Origin of the sequence: Nonomuraea sp. PA05 (assembly GCF_008086045.1) — a bacterium.
Lineage (GTDB): Bacteria > Actinomycetota > Actinomycetes > Streptosporangiales > Streptosporangiaceae > Nonomuraea > Nonomuraea monospora.
Genome location: NZ_VSEY01000050.1, coordinates 58,220 through 78,283 on the forward strand (window position 1 = coordinate 58,220; position 20,064 = coordinate 78,283).

General features: G+C 70.2%; 22 protein-coding genes. 8 read left to right on the top strand and 14 right to left on the bottom strand.

What is annotated here, in order from left to right:
• Nucleotides 1–5: 5 nt before the first annotated feature.
• Complete coding sequence (pdxH, locus tag FXF51_RS50855) at nucleotides 6–659, bottom strand: pyridoxamine 5'-phosphate oxidase (RefSeq protein ID WP_148442047.1); 654 nt, start codon at nucleotides 657–659, stop codon at nucleotides 6–8.
• Between the two features lie 179 nt (nucleotides 660–838).
• Between pdxH and FXF51_RS50860 the strand changes: the two genes are divergently transcribed.
• On the top strand, nucleotides 839–1,945 hold the full coding sequence (locus tag FXF51_RS50860; RefSeq protein ID WP_148442048.1) for a citrate synthase 2: 1,107 nt from the start codon (nucleotides 839–841) through the stop codon (nucleotides 1,943–1,945).
• 214 nt (nucleotides 1,946–2,159) lie between these two features.
• Nucleotides 2,160–3,722, top strand: coding sequence for a peroxidase family protein (locus tag FXF51_RS50865; protein ID WP_148442087.1), 1,563 nt, complete (start codon nucleotides 2,160–2,162; stop codon nucleotides 3,720–3,722).
• Here the strand turns inward: FXF51_RS50865 and FXF51_RS50870 are convergent.
• A complete protein-coding gene (locus FXF51_RS50870; protein ID WP_262380430.1) occupies nucleotides 3,682–4,563 on the bottom strand; it encodes a LuxR C-terminal-related transcriptional regulator in 882 nt (293 codons plus the stop codon). The genes FXF51_RS50865 and FXF51_RS50870 overlap by 41 nt on opposite strands.
• A 170-nt stretch (nucleotides 4,564–4,733) precedes the next feature.
• Here FXF51_RS50870 and serC point away from each other — a divergent pair, with 170 nt between their 5' ends.
• Nucleotides 4,734–5,843 (top strand): phosphoserine transaminase, encoded by a 1,110-nt coding sequence (gene serC / locus FXF51_RS50875; RefSeq protein WP_148442050.1) that lies wholly within the window; start codon nucleotides 4,734–4,736, stop codon nucleotides 5,841–5,843.
• A 97-nt stretch (nucleotides 5,844–5,940) separates the two neighbouring features.
• The gene (locus tag FXF51_RS50880; protein ID WP_262380431.1) at nucleotides 5,941–6,522 is read left to right on the top strand and encodes a TIGR00645 family protein; all 582 of its coding nucleotides are present in this window, start codon (nucleotides 5,941–5,943) and stop codon (nucleotides 6,520–6,522) included.
• Here FXF51_RS50880 and FXF51_RS50885 read toward each other — a convergent pair.
• The 10 genes from FXF51_RS50885 to FXF51_RS50930 form a co-directional block, all read right to left on the bottom strand.
• Complete coding sequence (locus FXF51_RS50885; protein WP_222871831.1) at nucleotides 6,519–7,904, bottom strand: SRPBCC family protein; 1,386 nt, start codon at nucleotides 7,902–7,904, stop codon at nucleotides 6,519–6,521. The genes FXF51_RS50880 and FXF51_RS50885 overlap by 4 nt on opposite strands.
• A complete protein-coding gene (locus tag FXF51_RS50890; protein ID WP_187415021.1) occupies nucleotides 7,897–8,445 on the bottom strand; it encodes a hypothetical protein in 549 nt (182 codons plus the stop codon). The genes FXF51_RS50885 and FXF51_RS50890 overlap by 8 nt, the downstream gene beginning before the upstream one ends.
• Nucleotides 8,446–8,537: 92 nt before the next feature.
• Nucleotides 8,538–9,176, bottom strand: coding sequence for a rhomboid family intramembrane serine protease (locus FXF51_RS50895; protein WP_148442052.1), 639 nt, complete (start codon nucleotides 9,174–9,176; stop codon nucleotides 8,538–8,540).
• Between the two features lie 108 nt (nucleotides 9,177–9,284).
• A complete protein-coding gene (locus FXF51_RS50900; RefSeq protein ID WP_148442053.1) occupies nucleotides 9,285–10,049 on the bottom strand; it encodes a crotonase/enoyl-CoA hydratase family protein in 765 nt (254 codons plus the stop codon).
• Nucleotides 10,050–10,059: 10 nt separating this feature from the next.
• Nucleotides 10,060–10,833 (bottom strand): SDR family NAD(P)-dependent oxidoreductase, encoded by a 774-nt coding sequence (locus tag FXF51_RS50905; RefSeq protein WP_148442054.1) that lies wholly within the window; start codon nucleotides 10,831–10,833, stop codon nucleotides 10,060–10,062.
• A gap of 47 nt (nucleotides 10,834–10,880) precedes the next feature.
• Nucleotides 10,881–11,219 (bottom strand): STAS domain-containing protein, encoded by a 339-nt coding sequence (locus FXF51_RS50910; RefSeq protein ID WP_148442055.1) that lies wholly within the window; start codon nucleotides 11,217–11,219, stop codon nucleotides 10,881–10,883.
• Between the two features lie 185 nt (nucleotides 11,220–11,404).
• Complete coding sequence (locus FXF51_RS50915) at nucleotides 11,405–12,142, bottom strand: energy-coupling factor ABC transporter ATP-binding protein (protein WP_411268437.1); 738 nt, start codon at nucleotides 12,140–12,142, stop codon at nucleotides 11,405–11,407.
• On the bottom strand, nucleotides 12,136–12,891 hold the full coding sequence (gene cbiQ / locus FXF51_RS50920; RefSeq protein ID WP_148442057.1) for a cobalt ECF transporter T component CbiQ: 756 nt from the start codon (nucleotides 12,889–12,891) through the stop codon (nucleotides 12,136–12,138). Before cbiQ ends, FXF51_RS50915 begins: the two co-directional genes overlap by 7 nt.
• Nucleotides 12,892–12,894: 3 nt before the next feature.
• A complete protein-coding gene (locus FXF51_RS50925) occupies nucleotides 12,895–13,896 on the bottom strand; it encodes an energy-coupling factor ABC transporter permease (protein WP_148442058.1) in 1,002 nt (333 codons plus the stop codon).
• Nucleotides 13,897–13,990: 94 nt separating this feature from the next.
• Entirely contained in the window at nucleotides 13,991–15,799 is a 1,809-nt protein-coding gene (locus tag FXF51_RS50930) for a glycosyltransferase family 2 protein (RefSeq protein WP_148442059.1), read from the bottom strand.
• Nucleotides 15,800–16,123: 324 nt separating this feature from the next.
• On the opposite strand from FXF51_RS50930, the gene FXF51_RS50935 reads away from it, so the two are divergent.
• Together FXF51_RS50935 and FXF51_RS63985 are read left to right on the top strand one after the other, a co-directional pair.
• Nucleotides 16,124–16,483, top strand: a complete 360-nt coding sequence (locus FXF51_RS50935; RefSeq protein ID WP_148442060.1) for a hypothetical protein — start codon at nucleotides 16,124–16,126, stop codon at nucleotides 16,481–16,483.
• Between the two features lie 18 nt (nucleotides 16,484–16,501).
• Nucleotides 16,502–16,867, top strand: a complete 366-nt coding sequence (locus FXF51_RS63985; RefSeq protein ID WP_148442061.1) for a ClpX C4-type zinc finger protein — start codon at nucleotides 16,502–16,504, stop codon at nucleotides 16,865–16,867.
• Nucleotides 16,868–17,081: 214 nt separating this feature from the next.
• On the opposite strand, the gene FXF51_RS50945 is transcribed toward FXF51_RS63985, so the two are convergent.
• A complete protein-coding gene (locus FXF51_RS50945) occupies nucleotides 17,082–17,555 on the bottom strand; it encodes a CHRD domain-containing protein (protein WP_187415022.1) in 474 nt (157 codons plus the stop codon).
• A gap of 145 nt (nucleotides 17,556–17,700) precedes the next feature.
• On the opposite strand from FXF51_RS50945, the gene FXF51_RS50950 reads away from it, so the two are divergent.
• Complete coding sequence (locus FXF51_RS50950) at nucleotides 17,701–18,648, top strand: D-2-hydroxyacid dehydrogenase family protein (RefSeq protein WP_148442063.1); 948 nt, start codon at nucleotides 17,701–17,703, stop codon at nucleotides 18,646–18,648.
• Here FXF51_RS50950 and FXF51_RS50955 read toward each other — a convergent pair.
• The gene (locus tag FXF51_RS50955; RefSeq protein WP_148442064.1) at nucleotides 18,640–19,209 is read right to left on the bottom strand and encodes a CGNR zinc finger domain-containing protein; all 570 of its coding nucleotides are present in this window, start codon (nucleotides 19,207–19,209) and stop codon (nucleotides 18,640–18,642) included. The two genes, FXF51_RS50950 and FXF51_RS50955, sit on opposite strands and share 9 nt — an antisense overlap.
• Before the next feature lie 72 nt (nucleotides 19,210–19,281).
• Between FXF51_RS50955 and FXF51_RS50960 the strand changes: the two genes are divergently transcribed.
• A complete protein-coding gene (locus FXF51_RS50960; protein ID WP_148442065.1) occupies nucleotides 19,282–20,040 on the top strand; it encodes a class I SAM-dependent methyltransferase in 759 nt (252 codons plus the stop codon).
• Nucleotides 20,041–20,064: the final 24 nt, after the last annotated feature.

Genomic DNA, 20,064 nt, shown 5'->3' on the forward strand with positions numbered 1-20,064 from the left:
GAACATTAAGGGGCAAGTCTCTCCAGGACCCACCCGGGTCGCGTCCGCCTGTAACGCAACCGATCGTGCATCCGATCGAGCTGCCCCTGCCAGAACTCCACCTCGATCGGCGCGACCCGGAAACCGCCCCAGAACTCCGGCACTGGCGGATCTTCCGGCCATCGGGCGGCTATCTCCTCATACCGGGCGTCCAGCTCTTCCCTGGAACGCACGACCGCCGACTGCCGCGACGCCCAGGCGCCGACGCGCGAGCCGTACGGGCGCGAGTCGAAGTACTCGGCCGTCTCCGCGTGGGAGATCCTCGTCACAGTCCCCTCGACGCGCACCTGGCGGCGCATCGGGTGCCAGGGGAACAGCAGCGAGGCACGCGGGTTCTCGCCCAGGTCGCGGCCCTTGCGCGACTCGTAGTTGGTGTAGAAGACGAATCCGCGTTCGTCGTAGCCCTTGAGCAGGACCGTCCTGGCGCTCGGACGGCCGCCGGCCGAGGCGGTGGCCAGGATCATGGCGTTGGGTTCCGGCAGGCCGGCGTCGAGCGCGTCCTGGAACCAGGTGGTGAACTGCGCGATGGGGTCGGACGCGAGGTCTGATTCGAGCAACGGCTCGCCCTCGTACGTACGGCGAAGCCCCGCCAGCGTGGGCGGGCGCGGGGTGGCATCCACGAGACGATATTCTTGCGCGCTTGCGTGGTAGATCCCATGCACCGCCCCCGACCAGCGGGTTTGGCCTTTTGGCGTGCCCCAAGACCGAGCATGAGCTGGGAGGGGGTTAAATTGACCCGCCGGTATCTCGACATCAAGGCATTGCCCAAACATGGCAACAGAAGGGGAGGCGGCCGAGTATGTCCGACTTCAAACCCGGACTCGAAGGCGTCGTAGCTTTCGAGACCGAGATCGCGGAACCGGACAAAGAAGGGGGCGCCCTTCGATACCGGGGCGTCGACATCGAAGAGCTGGTCGGCCGTGTCCCGTTCGGGCACGTATGGGGCCTGCTGGTCGACAATCAGTTCCAGCCGGGCCTGCCCCCGGCGGAGCCGTACCCCATTCCTGTCCACTCCGGTGACATCCGTGTAGACGTGCAGAGCGCGCTGGCGATGCTGGCCCCTGCCTACGGCTTCAAGCCGCTGCTCGACATCAGCGACGAGGAGGCCCGCGACCAGCTCGCCCGCGCCTCCGTCATGGCCCTGTCGTTCGTGGCGCAGTCCGCGCGCGGCCTCGGCCTGCCGATGGTGCCGCAGAGCAAGGTCGACGAGGCCAAGACCATCGTCGAGCGCTTCATGATCCGCTGGCGCGGTGAGCCTGATCCCAAGCACGTCAAGGCCATCGACGCCTACTGGACCTCCGCCGCCGAGCACGGCATGAACGCCTCGACGTTCACCGCCCGCGTCATCGCCTCCACCGGCGCCGACGTGGCCGCCGCGCTCTCCGGTGCCGTGGGCGCCATGTCCGGCCCGCTGCACGGCGGCGCGCCCGCGCGCGTCCTGCACATGATCGAGGGCGTCGAGCAGCTCGGCGACGCCAAGAAGTACGTCCAGAGCGAGCTCGACAAGGGCAACCGTCTCATGGGCTTCGGCCACCGCGTCTACCGCGCCGAGGACCCGCGCGCCCGCGTGCTGCGGCGTACGGCCAAGGAGCTCGACGCGCCCCGCTACGAGGTCGCCGCCGCGCTGGAGCAGGCCGCGCTGGAGGAGCTGCACGCCCGCAAGCCGGACCGCGTGCTGGCCACGAACGTGGAGTACTGGGCCGCCGTGGTGCTGGACTTCGCCGAGGTGCCCTCCCACATGTTCACCTCGATGTTCACCTGCGCGCGCACGGCCGGCTGGGCCGCGCACATCCTGGAGCAGAAGCGCACGGGCAGGCTGGTCCGCCCGAGCGCCATCTACACCGGCCCCACCTCGCGCCCGCTCAGCGAGCTGGCGGGCGCCGACGAGGTCGTCGGCAAGTACTGAATTTCCGTGTTGCGGCTACCGCACGGCACCTGCCGTGGCGGTAGCCGTTTCGCGTTCCCGGGGACGAAAGACCCTAGGGGAAAGTGGTTCCTTGACCCGTTCCAGTCAAGGGCTCAGCCTTACGGCAGATACCCCCCAGGCCTCCCACGAGCAGGTAGCTGACGGCTGCGCACGCCTGCCCTCCTCCGGTGCGAGGTCAGTAAGGAGGCACGTCATGGCCAAGGACGAGCCCACATCAGGTTTAACCAGGCGCGGCTTCCTCACCGGCGTTGGAGCCGGAGCCGCCGCCCTGACGCTCACCCCCGCGGAGGCCCTCGCGAAGGTCGTCACCGCCCAGGCGGGCGGCCTGGCCACCTCCCCCGACCGCTTCGGACGGGTCTTCAACCTGGCCCCGTTCGCCGACCTCAACGCCCCCTCCCTGCGCACCGCCCTGATGGAGATGGGCCGCCCCGGCGGCCTGATCGACGCCAGGGACCCGCTGCAGGAGGGCCCGATCCGGCTGATCACCAACCCGGAGCTGAGCCCGAACAACCTCGACAACGCCACCCACACGGCCGGTACGACGTTCTTCGGCCAGTTCATCGACCACGACATGACCTTCGACCAGGAGTCACCGCTCGGCGTGCCGACCGCGCCCGAGCAGTCGCCCAACGCCAGGACGCCCGACTTCGACCTGGACACCGTGTACGGCCGGGGCCCGTCGGCCGACCCGCAGTTCTACGACCCCGCCGACACCGCCAAGCTCCGGGTGGAGAGCGGCGGCCGGTTCGAGGACGTGCCGCGCAGGGCGAACCGCTCGGCGATCATCCCCGACCCCCGCAACGACGAGAACCTGATGATCAGCGGCCTGCACGCCGCGTTCCTGCGCTTCCACAACCGGGTGGTGGACCACCTGCGGGCGTCGGGGCAGCAGGGCAACGTGTTCGAGGCCGCCAGGCAGCAGGTCAGGTGGCACTACCAGTGGCTGGTGCTCAGGGAGTTCCTGCCGCAGATCATCGGTCAGAGCGTCGTCAACGACATCCTGACGAACGGGCGCCGCTTCTACCGCCCGGTCGCCGGGCAGCAGTTCATCCCCGTCGAGTTCCAGGGCGCGGCCTACCGGTTCGGGCACAGCATGGTACGGCCGTCGTACCGGGCGAACCTGGCGGGCAACGCCGACGGCACGCCGTTCTTCGGCTTCATCTTCGACCCCGCGGGCCAGGGCCAGGCCGACCCGGTGGACCTGCGCGGCGGCGCCAGGGCGCCCAGGCGGTTCATCGGCTGGCAGACGTTCTTCGACTTCGGCGACGGCGAGGTGCGGCCGAACAAGCGCATCGACTCCAAGCTGTCCACGCCGCTGTTCAACCTGCCGCTGGCCGCGATCCCGTCCGCGGACCCGCCCACCTCGCTGGCCGCGCGCAACCTGCTGCGGCACATCACCTGGTCGCTGCCGTCCGGGCAGAACATCGCGCGCGCCATCGGCGTGCAGGCCCTGGAGGCGCAGCACTTCCCCGAGCTGCAGTCGATCGGGCACGGGCTGCCCGCCAGCACCCCGCTCTGGTACTACGTGCTCAAGGAGGCCGAGGTGCTCGCCGGCGGCCTCAGGCTGGCCGGGGTGGGCGCGCGGATCGTGGGCGAGGTCTTCATCGGGCTGCTGCAGCTCGATCCCGGCTCGTTCCTCAACAGCAACCCGTCCTGGCGGCCCACGCTGCCGCGCCGCTCGGGCCCGTCGGGCGACTTCAGGATGGTTGATCTGCTCACTTTCGCCCGGGTCGATCCGACGAGCCGCGGCCAGTGAACCTGCGCCGGGGCCGCCCGCTCGGCGGCCCCGGCGGCAGGAGCCCCGCGCGGTACGCGTTCGTCAGCGCCTCCGACCGGTTGCGCGCGCCGAGCTTCACGAACAGCCTGGCCCTGGTGCTCTCCACGGTCTTGCCCGCGATGCCCAGCAGGCGGGCGGTCAGCTTGATGGTGTCGCCGCGCGCGATGGAGGCCAGCACCTCGGCCTCGCGCTCGGTGAGCCGCGGCGCGGGGCCGAACCGCTGCACCATGCCCGCCCCGACCACCAGGTACTCCGCCGCCACCAGGTCCAGCACCGCGCACAGGTGGCCGGGCACGTCCCCCAGCCACAGCACCGCGTACGCGCCCCGCGCCACCGCGTCGGTCACCGTGCACGGCCCGGGCGGCGCGGACGGCACGGCGATCGCGCGGGCCCCGAGACGTCCCGGCAGCGCCCAGTCGTCCGCGACGGGGTCCACGAGCACCGCCGTGAGCCGGTTGGCCTGCATCTCCTCGTCGTACGGCAGCGGACCGCGCACGGCCGCCAGCGCCCGCCCCGCGCCGATCACCGCCCGCGTCACCACCTCGCCGGCGATCGGGCACCTGGCGTGCACGACGACCAGCTCCCTGCCCCCTGCCCGCTCCACCGCCGGCGCGCCGTCGGGTTCCAGCAGGCCGAGGCCGCGGAAGACGGCCTGTCCCTGACCCGCCACGCCGAGCTTGCGGTAGATGCGCCGCCGGTGGTTCTCCACCGCGCAGCGGGAGAGCCGCAGCAGGTCGGCGATCTCCTGAGCACTGTGACCTGAACCGGTCAGGGAGAGGATCTCCAGCTCTCTGGCGGTGAGGACGTCAGCGTCTTCCATGGCCATCAACGCCTCTTGCGGCTTGCCTGGAAAGTGAGATCTGCCGGACGTTTCGTCAAGTTTCCGGTCAGACACGAACCGCTGACCTGGCACGTGCGGTGAAAGTTTCACCGGTCTCAAAGTCCGGACCGAGTGCGAGCCAGTCGGCGCAGGTCGGTAGGCTCCGTTACGTGGCTGACATCGTTATTCCCGCTGACATCAAGCCCGCCGACGGCCGCTTCGGCTGCGGGCCCTCGAAGGTTCGCACCGAGCAACTGGCCGCGCTCGCCGCCTCCGGCGCGAGCCTCATGGGCACCTCGCACCGCCAGAAGCCGGTCAAGAACCTGGTCGGCCGCGTGCGCTCCGGTCTCGCCGACCTGTTCTCGCTGCCGGAGGGCTACCAGGTGGTGCTGGGCAACGGCGGCACCACCGCGTTCTGGGACATCGCCGCCTTCGGGCTGATCCGCGAGAAGTCCCAGCACCTGTCGTTCGGCGAGTTCTCCTCGAAGTTCGCCACCGTCGCCAAGAAGGCGCCCTGGCTGGGCGAGCCGAGCGTCATCAAGTCCGAGGTGGGCACCCACCCCGAGGCCGTCGCCGAGGACGGCGTCGACGTCTACGCGCTCACCCACAACGAGACCTCGACCGGCGTGGCCATGCCGATCAAGCGCGTCGGCTCCGACGACTCGCTGGTGCTCGTGGACGCCACCTCCGGCGCCGGCGGCCTGCCCGTCGACCTCGCCGAGACCGACGTCTACTACTTCGCGCCGCAGAAGAGCTTCGCCTCCGACGGCGGCCTGTGGATCGCGATCATGTCGCCGCGCGCCCTGGCCAGGGTCGAGGAGATCGCCGCGATCGGCCGGTACGTGCCCGAGTTCTTCAGCCTGCCGGTCGCGATCGACAACTCCGCCAAGGACCAGACCTACAACACCCCGGCGGTGGCCACGCTCTTCCTGCTGGCCGACCAGCTCGACTGGATGAACGGCAACGGCGGCCTCGCCTGGACCACCGCCCGCACGGGCGAGTCCAGCCAGCGCCTCTACACCTGGGCGGAGAAGTCGGCCTACGCCACGCCGTTCGCCGCTCCCGAGTTCCGCTCCCAGGTGGTCGGCACGATCGACTTCGCCGACTCCGTCGACGCCGCGGCCGTGGCCAAGGTGCTGCGCGCCAACGACATCGTCGACACCGAGCCCTACCGCAAGCTGGGCCGCAACCAGCTGCGCGTCGCGATGTTCCCCGCCGTCGACCCGGCCGACATCGAGGCCCTGACGACCTGCGTCGACTACGTGGTCGAGCGCCTCTAGTCAGCCTCCACGCGTTACGCGAACCCGGCCAGCACCGGCGGCCCCGCCGGTGCTGGCCGCCGTGCTTCCCCTCCGGTTCGACACGTAGGAAACCTCCTTGCCCCCCAATCCCGCATTCGGCCCGGGGACCGCCCGGCCGAAGAGCCTCGGTTACCTGATGTTCGCCAGCCGCTGGCTCCAGGTGCCGCTCTACCTGGGCCTCATCGTGGCCCAGGCCGTGTACGTGTACCAGTTCGCGCTGGAGTTGTGGCACCTCATCGAGACCGTGTTCCTGCACGCCGCTCCGGTCGCGGGGACGCCCTCCCGCGAGGTCGTGGTCATGCTCACGGTGCTGGCGCTCATCGACGTGGTGATGATCTCGAACCTGCTGATCATGGTGATCATCGGGGGCTACGAGACGTTCGTCTCCCGCATCGACCTCAACGACCACCCGGACGAGCCCGAGTGGCTCTCCCACGTCAACGCGAACGTGCTGAAGGTCAAGCTGGCCACGGCCATCATCGGCATCTCGTCGGTGCACCTGCTGCAGACCTTCATCCGGGCGCAGACGACGCCCAACGACAAGATCATGTGGCAGACGGTGATGCACCTGGCGTTCGTGGTCTCGGCGATCGGGCTGGCCTACATCGACCGGCTGCTGGCCACGTCACCGGCCGAGCACACGCGCTCCCACCTCTAGCGGCGGGTCCTGGGCCGGGGGGCGGGCTCCTCCTCTTCCTCTTCCTCCGGCTCCTCCTCGTACTCGTCCTCCTCCTCTTCTGGCTCCTCCTCTTCTGGCTCCTCCTCTTCGGGCTCCTCCTCGTACTCCTCGTCCTCCGGCTCCTCGTCCTCCGGCTCCTCCTCGGCGGCGCGCTCCTCCTCCATCGCCGTCTCGTGATCCTTGACGACCTCGCCGTCGCGGATCTCGCCGCGCCAGCCGTCACCGACGTCGTCGGGATGCAGCAGGAGGTGCGCCGTCACGTGCCGCCTGAAGTGCTTGAGCTCCAGCCGGGCGCGGCGCCCCTGGGCGCGCCACAGATTGCCGGTCTTCTCGAACAGGCCCTGCGGGTGGTACTCGAGCACCACCAGGACGCGGGTGAGGTCATCGGTGATCTCGTGGAAGGTCACCGCGCCGTCGACGAACCCCTTCGGGCCCTCGGAGCGCCAGATGATGCGCTGGTCGGGGATCTGCTCGACGATGTGCGCCTTCCAGTTCCTGTGCGACCAGAACACCTGGGCCTTCCAGGTCGAGTCCTGGTCCGACTCCCGTTTGACGTTCTCGACCTTCTTCATGAAGGACGGGAAGTCCTCGAACTGGGTCCACTGGTTGTAGACCAGGCGGCGGGGAGCACCGATGTCGATCGCCTCGATGATGTTGGTGATCTTCCGGTTGCCCTTGTCGCCCTTGCCGGTGAGCTTCTTCATCAAGCCCTTCAGGCCCCCCTTGAGGCCGCCGGTGAGACCCCCCTTGATGGCTCCGCTCACCACACCGGAACCGCCGCCGCCGCCGGAGCCGGTCACCGCGCCCAGGAGGCTGGAACCCTTGCCCTCGGCGTATTCGGACAGCCGGCCGGTCAGCCCTTCGAGCTTGTCCTCCGCGCGGGCCAGCGCGCGGCCTGCCGCGGCGTGCAGCAGGTTCTGCGCCTCCTGCTTGAGCCGGTCCGTGGGCAGGTTCTTGACGATCTCCTGCCCGGCCTCCTTCGCCACTCCCGCGACCGCTCGCGTGGTGCCCTTCGCGGCGCCTGCCAGCCCGCCGGCGGCCTGCTTCGCCGTGCCGAGCACGCCTCCGCCGGTGTCGTCCGAAGACGCGGGATCCGGCTGCTTCGGATCCAGTTGCTCGTTCTTCGCCGCCCGGTCCGGCGGGTCCTCGTTCTTCGCCGCCCGATCCGGCCGGTCCTCGTTCTTCGCCGCACGGTCCGGCGGGTCCTCGTTCTTCGCCGCAGGGTCCGGCCGGTCCTCCGTGCGCCTCGCCGCGGCGGCCAGGCGCCTGCCCGCGCCCGCCGCCTTCCTGGCGGTTCCCGTCCCGGCCCGGCCGGCCACGTGGGCCGCCCTCCTGACGCGCCCCGGTTCTGCCTCAGCCATGGGTGCTCCCCCTCACAGCCCGGTGGGTCCGCCGCAGCACGCGCGGCCGCCGCTGTGGCCTCTCGCGATCTTCCGGTTCCTGACCCTGGTCCTCAGCGGCGTCGTCCTCAGGCTCGTCCCGCGAGTCCTGCGCGTCCTGCGCGTCCTGGGCGTTCTGGGCGTCCTGGGCGTCCTCGGGAGCGTCCGCCTGATCAGCGTCGTCGCCGGGCTGCTCCCCCGGCGACCGCAGCGCCTCGGCGCGCTCGTGCAGCTTGTCGCTCAGGGAGTCGATCTGCCTGCCGGCCGCGGCCACCGCCGCCGCCTTGCCGACGTTCAGGAGATCACCACGCAGGCGGTCCACGATCGGCGCCACGTCCGCGGACGAGGTGAGCCCCTTGATCCCCTGCGACAGCAGGCCGACGCCACCGGCGACGCCCTTGCCGCCGCGCGCCCGACCGGCCAGCCCCGCGGCGGCCAGCGCCGCGGCCATCCGCAGCTTGCGGCGCCGGCCGAGGAAGTACCCCGCGAGCAGGGCAAAGGCAATGCGCATCTTGTTCGACATGGTCAGCGCTCCCGTCCTTCAGCAGCTCTGACCGACGCATGCCCTCGTTCGGGCTAAGGACCCGACGCAGGGAGAAAGTTGGACATTTCTTATCAGAACGAGTACGGGTTGGCCGGCGCCACCTCGCGCCGCCTGCGCCGCAGCACCCAGGCGGCCACCACGCCGCCGATGAGCCCGAACAGGTGCCCCTGCCAGGAGATGCCCTGCTGGTTCGGCAGCAGCCCCGCCAGGATCCCCCAGTACGCGACGCCCACGCCGATGCCGATGACGATGTCGAGGAGCCTGCGGTCGAACAGGCCACGGGCCAGGATGTAGCCGAAGTAGCCGAACACCAGCCCGCTCGCCCCGATCGTCAGGACCATGGGGCTGGTCGCCCAGGTGCCGAGGCCGCCGATGAAGATGATCAGCACGGTGGCCCAGAGGAACTTGCGCACGTCACGCAGCCCGGCCAGGAAGCCCAGCACCAGCAGCGGCACCGAGTTGGCCATCAGGTGGCCGAATCCGCCGTGCAGGAAGGGCGCGAAGAGGATGCCCACCAGGCCTTCGGGATCCCAGCCGACGATGCCGAACTGGTAGTCGAGCGCACCGTCCACGAAGAAGTCGACGCCCTCGACCACCCACATCACCGCGACCATGCCGACCACGATGAGCAACGCGCTGAGCGCGCCGGAGAGGAGCGCCCCGGCGCCGCGCTTGGCCGATTCGTACCTGGAACCCGAATAGTCGCTCATGCGCTCTCCCGGTAACTTGTCTCCTCTTTCTTTACCGTATCCAGGCGGAGCTATGCGCGCGCTAAAGGAGCCCCCTCCCGTTCCTTGAGGGAGACGGGAGGGGAACGGTCATTCGCCCTTCCACTGGGGCGCGCGCTTCTCGGCGAAAGCGGCGGCGCCCTCCATGGCGTCCTTCGAACCGAAGACCGGGTTGATGATCGTGGCCTGCTTCTCGAACATCTCCTCCAGCGACCAGTCCTGCGACTCGATGACGATCTTCTTGGTCGCGGAGAGCGCCAGCGGGGCGTTGGCGGCGATCTTCCTGGCCAGCTCCAGCGCGCCCTCCAGGGCCGCGCCGGGCTCGGTGATCCGGTTGACCAGGCCCAGCTCGTACAGGCGCGCGGCCTCGTAGTGGTCGCCGGTCAGCGCCATCTCCATGGCCACGTGGTACGGGATGCGGCGCGGCAGCCGCATGATCCCGCCCGCGCCCGCCACCAGCCCGCGCTTGGGCTCGGGCAGGCCGAACTTCGAGGCCGAGGAGGCCACGATGACGTCGCAGGCCAGCGCCAGCTCGAACCCGCCCGCCAGCGCGTACCCCTCGACCGCGGCCACCAGCGGCTTCTTCGGCGGCGCCTCGGTCAGCCCGCCGAACCCGCGGCCCTTGACGACCGGGAAGTCGCCGGACAGGAACCCCTTGAGGTCCATGCCGGAGGAGAACGTGCCGCCCGCGCCGGTCAGGACGTACGCGGAAATGTCAGGACGGGCGTCCAGCGTGTCGAGCGCCTCGGCGACACCCCTCGCCACCGCCCCGTTGATGGCGTTGCGCGCCTGGGGACGGTTGATGGTGAGAATCGCCACATTGCCGGACTCTTCAACGAGCACTTCGTCAGACACGGGACCTCACTTACTTGGGCTGGAAGCGGATGCCGCCGTCGAAGCGGATGACCTCGGCGTTCATGTAGTCGTTCTCGACGAGCGACCTGACCAGGTGGGCGAACTCGTCGGCCCGGCCCATGCGCTTGGGGAAGACCACCGGCGCCACCAGCTTGGCCTTGAACTCCTCGGAGTTGGGCGAGAAGCCGTAGATGGGGGTGTCGATGATGCCGGGGCAGATCGTGTTCACCCGTACGCCGATGGCGGCCAGGTCGCGGGCGGCGGGCACGGTCATGCCCACGATGCCGCCCTTGGAGGCCGAGTAGGCGAGCTGGCCCGTCTGCCCCTCCAGCGCGGCCACGGACGCGGTGTTGATCACCACGCCGCGCGCGCCGTCGGCGTCGACCGGCTCGGTCTTGGCGATGGCCGCCGCGCCGATGCGCATGAGGTTGAACGTGCCGATCAGGTTGACCTCGATGACCTTGCGGTAGGAGGCCGGGTTGTGGGGGTTGCCCTCACGGTTGACCGTGCGCTCGGCCCAGCCGATGCCGGCGCTGTTGACCACCACGCGCAGCGGCTTGCCGGTGGCCACGGCGGCGTCCACGGCGGCCTGCACCTGCTGGTCGTCGGAGACGTCCGTCTTGGCGAAGACGCCGCCGATCTCGTCGGCGACGGCCTTGCCGCGCTCCTCGTTGAGGTCGGCGATGACCACGGTGGCGCCGAGTCGGGCCAGCTCGCGGGCCGTGGCCTCGCCGAGGCCACTGGCGCCGCCGGAAATGATTGCTGCGGATCCGTTCACGTCCATAGCCGGACCCTAACCCGGAAACCGAATGAAGTTCTACTCGGGGGCGGTTAAATCTCACCCACGGCGGTGTCCACGTCGGAGTACACCTTGATCCGCCGGTCCAGCCCGGTCGTGCGCAGGATGCGCGCCACCGGTGCCTGCGGCGCCGCCAGGGACACGCCGCCGCCCTCGCCGGTCGCCAGCCGCCAGGCCTCGATCAGCACCGACAGGCCGCTGGAGTCCATGAACGACAACTGCTGCAGATCGAGCACGAGCCGGGCGCTGTCCTGTTTGATGGCGTCACGCACCTCGTCGCGCAGGAACGGCGCGGTGAACAGGTCAAGCTCTCCCTCGACGGCCACCACCACGGCGTCGCCCAGGGCGTGTCGCGCAAGCCGCAGCTTCATGGGCCCCTCCTCGATGAGCCACTGTACTTCGACATCCCCGGATACCGGGCATGCACAAACTACGAAAAGTCGGATGCAGGAGGACAAGGCGGGCCTAAACGCGTACCAAACGTCCCGTCAAGAACCATGCTCCGGGTTTCTACCCATCTCGCCGTCATTGCCCATGCCTGGAAGGCCAGCTTGCCTCAAACGGCAGGGATCGCGAAGCCGTACGGCAGCTCCAGGCGATGCAGGGCCAGCAACTCGGCGTCGGCGAGCAGCTCGCGCGTGGGCCCGTCGGCGGCGATCACGCCGCCGGAAAGGATGAGTGAGCGCTCGCACAACTCCAGCGCGTACGGCAGATCGTGCGTGACCATGAGCACCGTCACGTCCAGGGAGCGCAGGATCTCCGCCAGCTCCCTGCGAGCGGCCGGGTCCAGGTTGGAGGACGGCTCGTCCAGCACCAGGATCTCGGGTGACATGGCCAGCACCGTCGCCACCGCCACCCTGCGCCGCTGCCCGAACGACAGGTGGTGCGGCGGCCGGTCGGCTGCCTCCAGCATGCCCACCCGCTCCAGCGCGCCGGTGACCACCCGGTCCAGCTCCGCGCCGCGCAGGCCCGCGTTGGCGGGGCCGAACGCCACGTCGTCGTGGACCGTGGGCATGAAGAGCTGGTCGTCCGGGTCCTGGAAGACCAGGCCGACCCGCTGCCTGACCTCCTTGAGCGTGTCCTTGGCGACGGGCGTGCCGGCCACGGTGACGCTTCCGTGCCCGGCGGTCAGGATGCCGTTGAGATGCATCACGAGCGTGGTCTTGCCGGCGCCGTTCGGGCCGAGCAGCGCCACGCGCTCGCCGCGGGCGATCGTCAGGTCCACGCCGAACAGCGCCTGCGTGCCGTCAGGGTAGGCGTAGGCGAGCTGCCGGACTTCGAGAGAGTTCACCACGTTAGTCCCCAGATGGCGAGGGCGGCGGCGGGCAGGGCGAGGGCGGTCCCCCAGTGGGCCGCGGAGGCCCGCAGGTCCTGGACGACGGGGAGCTGGCCGGAGTAGCCGCGGCTGAGCATGGCCAGGTGCACGCGTTCGCCCCGCTCGTACGAGCGGATGAACAGCGCCCCCGCCGACCGTGCGATCACCGGCACCTGCCGGAGGTTGCGCGCCTCGAACCCGCGCGACTCCCTGGCCACCCGCATCCTGCGCATCTCGTCCACGATCACGTCCATGTACCTGAGCATGAACATGGCGATCTGCACCAGCAGGCTCGGCAGCCGCAGCCGCTGCGCCCCCAGCAGGATGGCGCGCGGCTGCGTGGTGGCCGCCAGCAGGATGGAGGCGACCACGCCGAGCGAGGCCTTGGCCAGGATGTTCCAGGCCGCCCAGAGGCCGGGCACGCTCAGCGAGAGCCCCAGCACCTCGGTGCGCTCCCCCAGCCCGACGATCGGGATGAGGAACGCGAACAGCACGAACGGCACCTCGATCACCATCCGCCGCAGCACGTACGTCAGCGGCACCCTGGCCGCCACCGCCACGCCGCCCAGCAGGACGGCGTACGCGGCGAACGCCCAGAAGCGCTCGCGCGGCGTGGCCACCACCACGAGCGCGAAGGCGAAGACCGTCAGCAGCTTGCACTGCGGCGGCAGCCGATGCACGGCCGAGTCGCCCGGCAGGTAGAGCTGATGGTGGTGCCCAGCGCTCACAGATCACACCCTGGTCTTGTCACGGCCGCGCGCGGCGAAGGCCACGGCGCCGGCGATGAGCAGCACCAGACCGACGCCGATGATCCCGGCCACGCCGACGGGGATCCCGCCCACCTCACCGTAGTCCGCCAGCGCCCACTCGCCGAACAGGTGGTCGGCCGCCTGGTCGATGAAGCCCTTGTTCTCGGCCACGGCCTCCAGCCCGTCGGGCGAGGAGGAGGCGAAGAAGGAGACGATCCCGGCCAGCACGAGGGTCACGCCGACGCCGCCGAGCAGGAAGGGCTTGAGCGGGCTGCGGGCGGTGACCAGCTCCTTCTCGGTGACGGTCGTGGTGGTGCCGCCGGCGCCGCGCAGTTCCAGCGGCTTGGCCAGGCCGCGGGCGCCGTACACGAGGTCGGGGCGGACGGCCAGGACCGCGCCGACGGTCGCCGCGGTGATCAGCGCCTCGCCTATGCCGATCAGCACGTGCACGCCGCCCATCGCGGCGGCGACCGCGCCCACGGAGATCGGGGCGGTGCCGCCGATCCAGAACAGCAGGGTGAAGACCAGCGCGGCGGCCGGCACCGAGATCAGCGCGGCCAGGAACGCCGCCACCACGACCTTGCCCCTGGCCACCGTGGTGACCAGCCGGAAGACGCCCCAGCCGACGAGCACCGTGACGATGCCCATGATCGTGACGTTGACGCCGAGTGCCGTCAGCCCGCCGTCGGCGAAGAACACGCCCTGCACCAGCAGGACCACGGCCATACACAACACCCCTGTGTACGGCCCGACGAGTATCGCGGCCAGCGCGCCGCCCAGCAGGTGGCCGCTGGTGCCGGCGGCGACGGGGAAGTTGAGCATCTGCACGGCGAAGATGAACGCCGCCACCAGCCCGGCCATGGGCGCGGTGCGGTCGTCGAGCTCGCGCCGCGCCCCTCGCAGGCAGACAGCGACGCCCGCGGCCGCCACGACCCCGGCCGAGATGGACGTCACTGCGTTGAAGAAGCCATCGGGAACGTGCACGGCTGCCTCCAGGAAGAGGACGATCTCCAAGAAAAGCGGACAAACAAACGGTCCTACTTTAGGACATCGTCTTGCACCTGCACATAGATGGCAATTATCCCAACATTCTCTTCACCAGACTCTCCGCGCTCAGCCGCCGCACCACCGCGCTGAGCCGCCCCTTCCCCGAGGTCGCGTACGGCCGCACGCTCCTGAGCAGCGACGTTCCCCACCAGCGGCGCGGCCCGGCCACCGTATCGGTCTCGATCCTGAACCTGGCGGGCGGCCCGCCGAGATCCAGCTCCAGGTAGGCGTCCCAGGTGCCGGGCGTCAGCCTGCCCAGCGCGGGCCTGGCCGCGAACCCGCCGCCGGGCAGCGCCGTCACGCGGTCGGCGCGCTCGCACCCGCTGCGCCGCTCCCGCCACACGATCCGCTTGACCGCCGAGGCCGCCGGAGTGGTGCCGGCCACGGTGACCTCGCCGTCCATCAGCAGCCGATGGCCGAGCGCCCAGCGCATCCTGATCAGCCGCACCGTGCCGGGCACCGACACCACGTGGCCGCCCATGTCGATGCTCAGGTTCCCGTTGTCCCTGGTGAAGTAGGGCATGGCCACGACGCCGCCGAACAGCCGGGGCCGCGGCCTGGCGATACCGCTGTCGCGGTCGGCGCCGAGTCTGCCGAGCCTGATCACGCCCTCGATCTCGACGGCGACCCGCAGGTCCCAGATGCCGGAGCCGAGCGTGCCGACGTCCACCCTGGCGACGAACTCGCCGCCCGTGCGCTCGGCCGGCACGACCAGCTCCCTGGCCGGGTCGTTCCTGGCCCGCAGCACCACGGCCAGGGCGTCGTCCCTGGTGATCCCGTCCAGCCGGGCGGCGCCCGTCACCACCAGGTGATCGCCCTCCCAGCGCAGCCCGGTCAGCCTGCGCCGCACGGTGGCGCTCTCGATGCGGGCCAGGCGCACGAGGCGGTCGAGGTCGTCCAGCGCGCCGGCTCGCTGCCGGTCGATGGTGTTGAGCCGCTCGTGCACGCCGGGCGTGTACCACTCCTCGCACAGCGCGGCGACCTCCCGCGCGATGTCCTTGCGCCGCACGTCGTCGCTGTCCAGGAACGGGGCTCCGAGCTGGGTGAACACGTCGAGCCTGAAGTGCCTGCGCAGCAGGTGGTCGCGCAGCGGGCCCGGCTCGACGTGCCTGGCCATGAGCCGGATGGGCTCCTTGATCATGGCCAGCCAGGCCAGCGGGTCCCGGCTGTCCGGCTGCTGCATGATGCTGCTGCCGTCGGGCCGGGAGACGAGGTGGTAGCAGTCGTAGTCGGCCACCACCGACATCGCCCTGGCGTGGCAGTAGGCGTGCACGGTGAACAGGATGTCCTCGCCGACCAGCATGCCCTCGCCGAACCTGATGCGGTGCCGGACGAGCAGGTCGCGCCTGAACAGCTTGAAGCAGCTCAGGCTGTTGTAGACGCCGCTGTCGCCCAGCTCCACCCGGTCGGCGCTGCGCGCGAACATCGACACGGGCGCCCGCCTGCCGTGGCCCACGACCTTGCCGAGCACGATGTCGGTGTCGTTGCGGTCGGCGACGGCGACCATGCGTTCGAGCGCCTCGGGGCCGAGGTGGTCGTCGGCGTCGCAGAAGAAGACGTACCGGCCGGTGGCGTGCTCGATGCCCACGTTGCGTGGCCGGCCCGCGCCGCCGCTGGCCTCGATGTGCACGACCTTGACGGTGCCCGGGTGGTAGGCGGCGTACAGGTCGAGCAGCTCGCCGCTGCCGTCGGTGGAGCCGTCGTCCACGACGACGATCTCCTTCTTCACCCGCTGGACGAGCGCCGAGGTGAGGCACCGGTCGAGGAAGGCCCGGCAGTTGTGAACGGGAATGACGACGCTCACGTCGAACGCGCCGTCATCGGGCCCTGGCCCCTGCATCGCCACCACTCCACAGTCACGTCGCGTCGTCGTCCCGTCTCAGTATGTGATGGACGCGGGTGTCCGTGGGGGCGGATCCGATGTCTTCGTTCTCGCCGCTTTGCGAACAACGGCGATTCTCGGCATTCTGCTGATAACCAGCGAGATCTCCGCCAATCAGCTCATTAAAGAGGGACCGAACGGTATTCAGGGATGAGGATTTACTCCCCGGGAGCTGTTTTTTCCCCGCCGGGTTCATTACGCCACCACCGGAGGTCGCCAGTGATCCTGGCGCGAGAGTCGCGCGTCTACAGTTAGGCAACCTTGACCGGGAGGTGGCGGGAAATGGGATCGGATCTCCGCAGCGGGACGGCCGACGGCTCGGCCGTGCACACTGCTGAGTTCATCGTCTCCTCGGCGCGCCTGACGGAGCTGCACGAATGCTCCGCAGTGCTGCGCCGCACGAGAGCGCGGGCCGAAGAGATCGTGGACGAGGCGCGCGCACTGCTGGCCGAGGCCGAGCAACACGGTGACATGGAGCGCGCGTACATGCTGCGCGACCAGCTCGAACAGGCGCGCGAGAGGTACGGGCAGGTGCTCAGCGCGTACTTGTTGCTCTCCCGCAGGATCAACGAGGAGCGGCAGGAGATTCTGCGAGCGCAGATGGACCGGGACCGCCTGGCAGGCTTGTCAGGAGTCGCCTGACAGCGCTACCGTCAGGCCATGCCTGACTGGAAAGAGAACCTCCACTGCTCCTTCTGTCATAAGAAGAGCACAGACGTGAACAAACTCATTGCCGGGCCTGGTGTGCACATTTGTGACGAATGTGTGGGCCTGTGCAGCGAAATCCTGGAACAGGAGCGGCTTGCCGCCTCGACAGAACCAAGGCTTCCCGCATGGGAATCCATGTCCGTGGAGCAAATACTCGAACATCTCCCGAAAATCGCCGCCGTACAGGCACAGGTGGATGACAACCTACGCGACTGGGTGGCTCACGTTCGCTCCCGGGACGTGAGCTGGGAGCGCATCGGCGCCGCCCTCGGTATGACGCGGCAGTCCGCGTGGGAGCGTTTCAGGAGCGAATCCTGATGCGCTGTGAACCTCTGTGGCATATGGGGCGTCCTAAACACTTAGGGAGGCCCGATCATGCACGTCCTGGACGGCGTCGCGCCCGATCTCGAACAGCTCCGCCTGGAGCTGCTCCTGATCCAGGCGCTGCACGAAGAGGCGGAGCGGCTGGCCGCCGACTGAACGGGCTCCAGCTCCCCGGGGCACACCGGGGAGCTGGAGCAGGGGGTTGGCCTTACCCGAGCTGGCCCCTGATGGCGCCGGCCGGGAACTTCTTGTTGTGCACGTTGACGTAGTAGCGGTGCGGCCACTTGGCGATGGCGCGCAGCTCCCTGAACGTGAGCGTGGTCGCCGCGTTCTTGGCGTTCTGGTGCCGGACGGCCTTGACGCAGTCGCGTGCGAAGCCCTTGGCCGGAGCCTTGAGCGTGACGACGACCGGGCCGGCCACCCCCTTCCTGCCACGGTGGATGTGGGCCATGGTGGCCGGCCTGATCTTGCGAGCGGTGATGACGTAGCACAACCGCCCGCGGCTCACCTCGTACGCGAACGTGCCGAAGCCGTTGCGGTCACCCGGCCCCGGGACCTCCTGCCCGCCGGTCATCCTGACGCGCTGCGCGCTGGAGGCCGCGTCGGCCGAGGCCGGCAGCGCGACCAGGGTGGTGAGGGTGGCAGCGGTGGCGAGGGTGGCTGCTGCCAGCTGTCTGCGCATGGGATGAATTCCTCTCCCATCGGACTTCAGGACACCCTTCGCCACGGTTGCGCGGCACGAGCGGTTCGCGGGGGTAAGGGGAAAACCTCCCTCGGGTAAGGCACCTTTCCGGCTGCCGCCGGGCCCGGGCGTAAGATCCGGAGTCATGCTGCGCTGCGCCGTGCTGGACGACTATCAGGACGTGGCCCTCGGTCTGGCCGACTGGTCCAGGGTGCGGGCGGAGAGCTTCCGCGAGCACTTCGGCCGCCAGGACGACCTCGTGGCCGCGATCCGCGACCACGAGATCGTGGTCGCCATGCGCGAGCGCACGCCGTTCCCCGCCGAGCTGTTCGACCGGCTGCCCAGGTTGCGCCTGCTCGTCACCACCGGCATGCGCAACGCCTCCATCGACCTGGCGGCGGCGCGCGAGCACGGCGTCACCGTCTGCGGCACGGGCAGCACCAGCACCCCGCCGGTCGAGCTGACCTGGGCGCTCATCCTCGGCCTGACCCGCCACCTGGTGCCCGAGGCCGCGGCCATGCACGCGGGCGGGCCGTGGCAGCAGACGATCGGCGCCGACCTGCACGGCCGCACGCTCGGGCTGATCGGCCTTGGCAAGATCGGCTCGGGGGTGGCGGCGGTCGGGCGGGCGTTCGGCATGGACGTCGTGGCGTGGAGCGCGAACCTCACCGAGGAGCGGGCCGCCGGCTGCGGCGCTCGCCGGGCCCCCGACCTCGACGCGCTGCTGACCGCCTCCGACGTCGTCTCCGTGCACGTCGTGCTCGGCGACCGGACGCGAGGGCTCGTCGGCAAGCGGGAGCTGGGGCTGATGAAGCCCACGGCCTACCTGATCAACACGGCGCGGGCAGCCGTCGTCGACCAGGACGCGCTGGCCGCCGCGCTGCGCGCGGGGCGGATCGCGGGGGCCGGGCTGGACGTGTTCGACCTGGAGCCGCTGCCCGAGGGGCACGAGTTCCGCACGTTGCCGAACGTGCTGGCCACGCCGCACCTCGGCTACGTGACCGAGCTGAACTACGGCACCTACTACCGCGAGGCCGTCGAGGACATCGACGCCTTCATCGACGGCGCCCCCGTCCGCGTGCTGTCACTCTGACCTCGTCCTGGCCCTGAAGGCGGCGGTCTTCACGCGGTTCTGGCAGGCCGTGGAGCAGAAGCGGCGGGTGCCGTTGCGCGAGACGTCCACGTAGACGCGGTCGCAGTGCGGCGCCGTGCACACCCCCAGCCGGTCGTGGAACTCGCTGCCCAGCACGATCGCCAGGCCCGTGGCGCAGCTCGCCGCCCAGTCGCCGGCCATGGTGCCGCCGCGGCCGTGGAAGTGCAGGTGCCAGGGCTCGCCGTCGTGCCGTTCGAGCATCGGCCTGGCGTGCGTCTCCTCCAGCAGCGCGTTGACCTCCGTGGCCGCGCTGTCGATGTCGCCGGCCGCGACCCCGGCGAAAACCGTGCGCAGCCGGGCGGCGACCTGCGCCAGCTCGGCGCCCTCCGCCTCGGTGACCTGGCGGTGGGAGGTGTAGACGGCACGCAGGCCGGCGTCCGCCGCGGCGGCGGTGTCCGCCGGCACGGCGTAGGGCCGCCCGCGCCGCTCTCCGGGGGTCAGCTCGTTGACGAGCGACACCGCCACTCTGATCACGATGTCCGTGTGACTGTTGTAGTCCAATTGACCAGTTACACCTTCATGTTCTACGTTGTGACTGTCCAAATCTTAGATGACAGTTACAGGAGGCGTTTCATGCTCACCCACGATGCCGCGACGGAGTGGATCGCGCGCTGGGACCGCCAGCAGGAGGGTTACCTGCCCGACAGGGAGGCCAGGTTCACGGCGCTGATCGACGCGGTGCAGGCGCTGGGGCGGCCCGACCCCGTGGTGGTGGACCTCGGTTGCGGCCCCGGATCGTTGTCGGCGCGGCTGCTCGAACGGCTCCCCGAGGCGACGGTGATCTCGGTGGACGCCGACCCGCTGCTGCTCGGGCTGGGGCGCGCGGCCTACCCGCGGCTCACGTTCGTCTCGGCCGACCTGCGGACGAGCGGATGGACCGGCCTGCTCGGCCTGGACGGCCGGCCCGTCGACGCCGCGGTCAGCACGACGGCGCTGCACTGGATCTCCGAGCCCGAGCTGAAGGACGTCTACGCCGAACTGGCCACCGTGCTGCGGCCCGGCGGGCTGCTGCTCAACGGCGACCACATGGACACCGAGGACACCACTCCCGCGCTGTCGCGGCTGGAGCACGAGGTGCACCGGCTGGAGAGCGAGCGGGTCTTCGGCCAGAACCCGCCGGAGGACTGGCGCACCTGGTGGGACGCGATCGAGGCCGACCCCGCCCTCGCCGAGCTCAACGCCGCCCGCACCACGGCCGGCCCGGCCCACCGCGGCTCCGAGTCGCACCTGCTCTCGCACCACGTCACCGCGCTGCGCGAGGCGGGCTTCGCCGAGATCGGCACGCTCTGGCAGCGGGGCAACAACCGCCTGCTGTGCGCCGTACGGGGCTGAGCCTCGCGCGGGTTCTGGCCCACC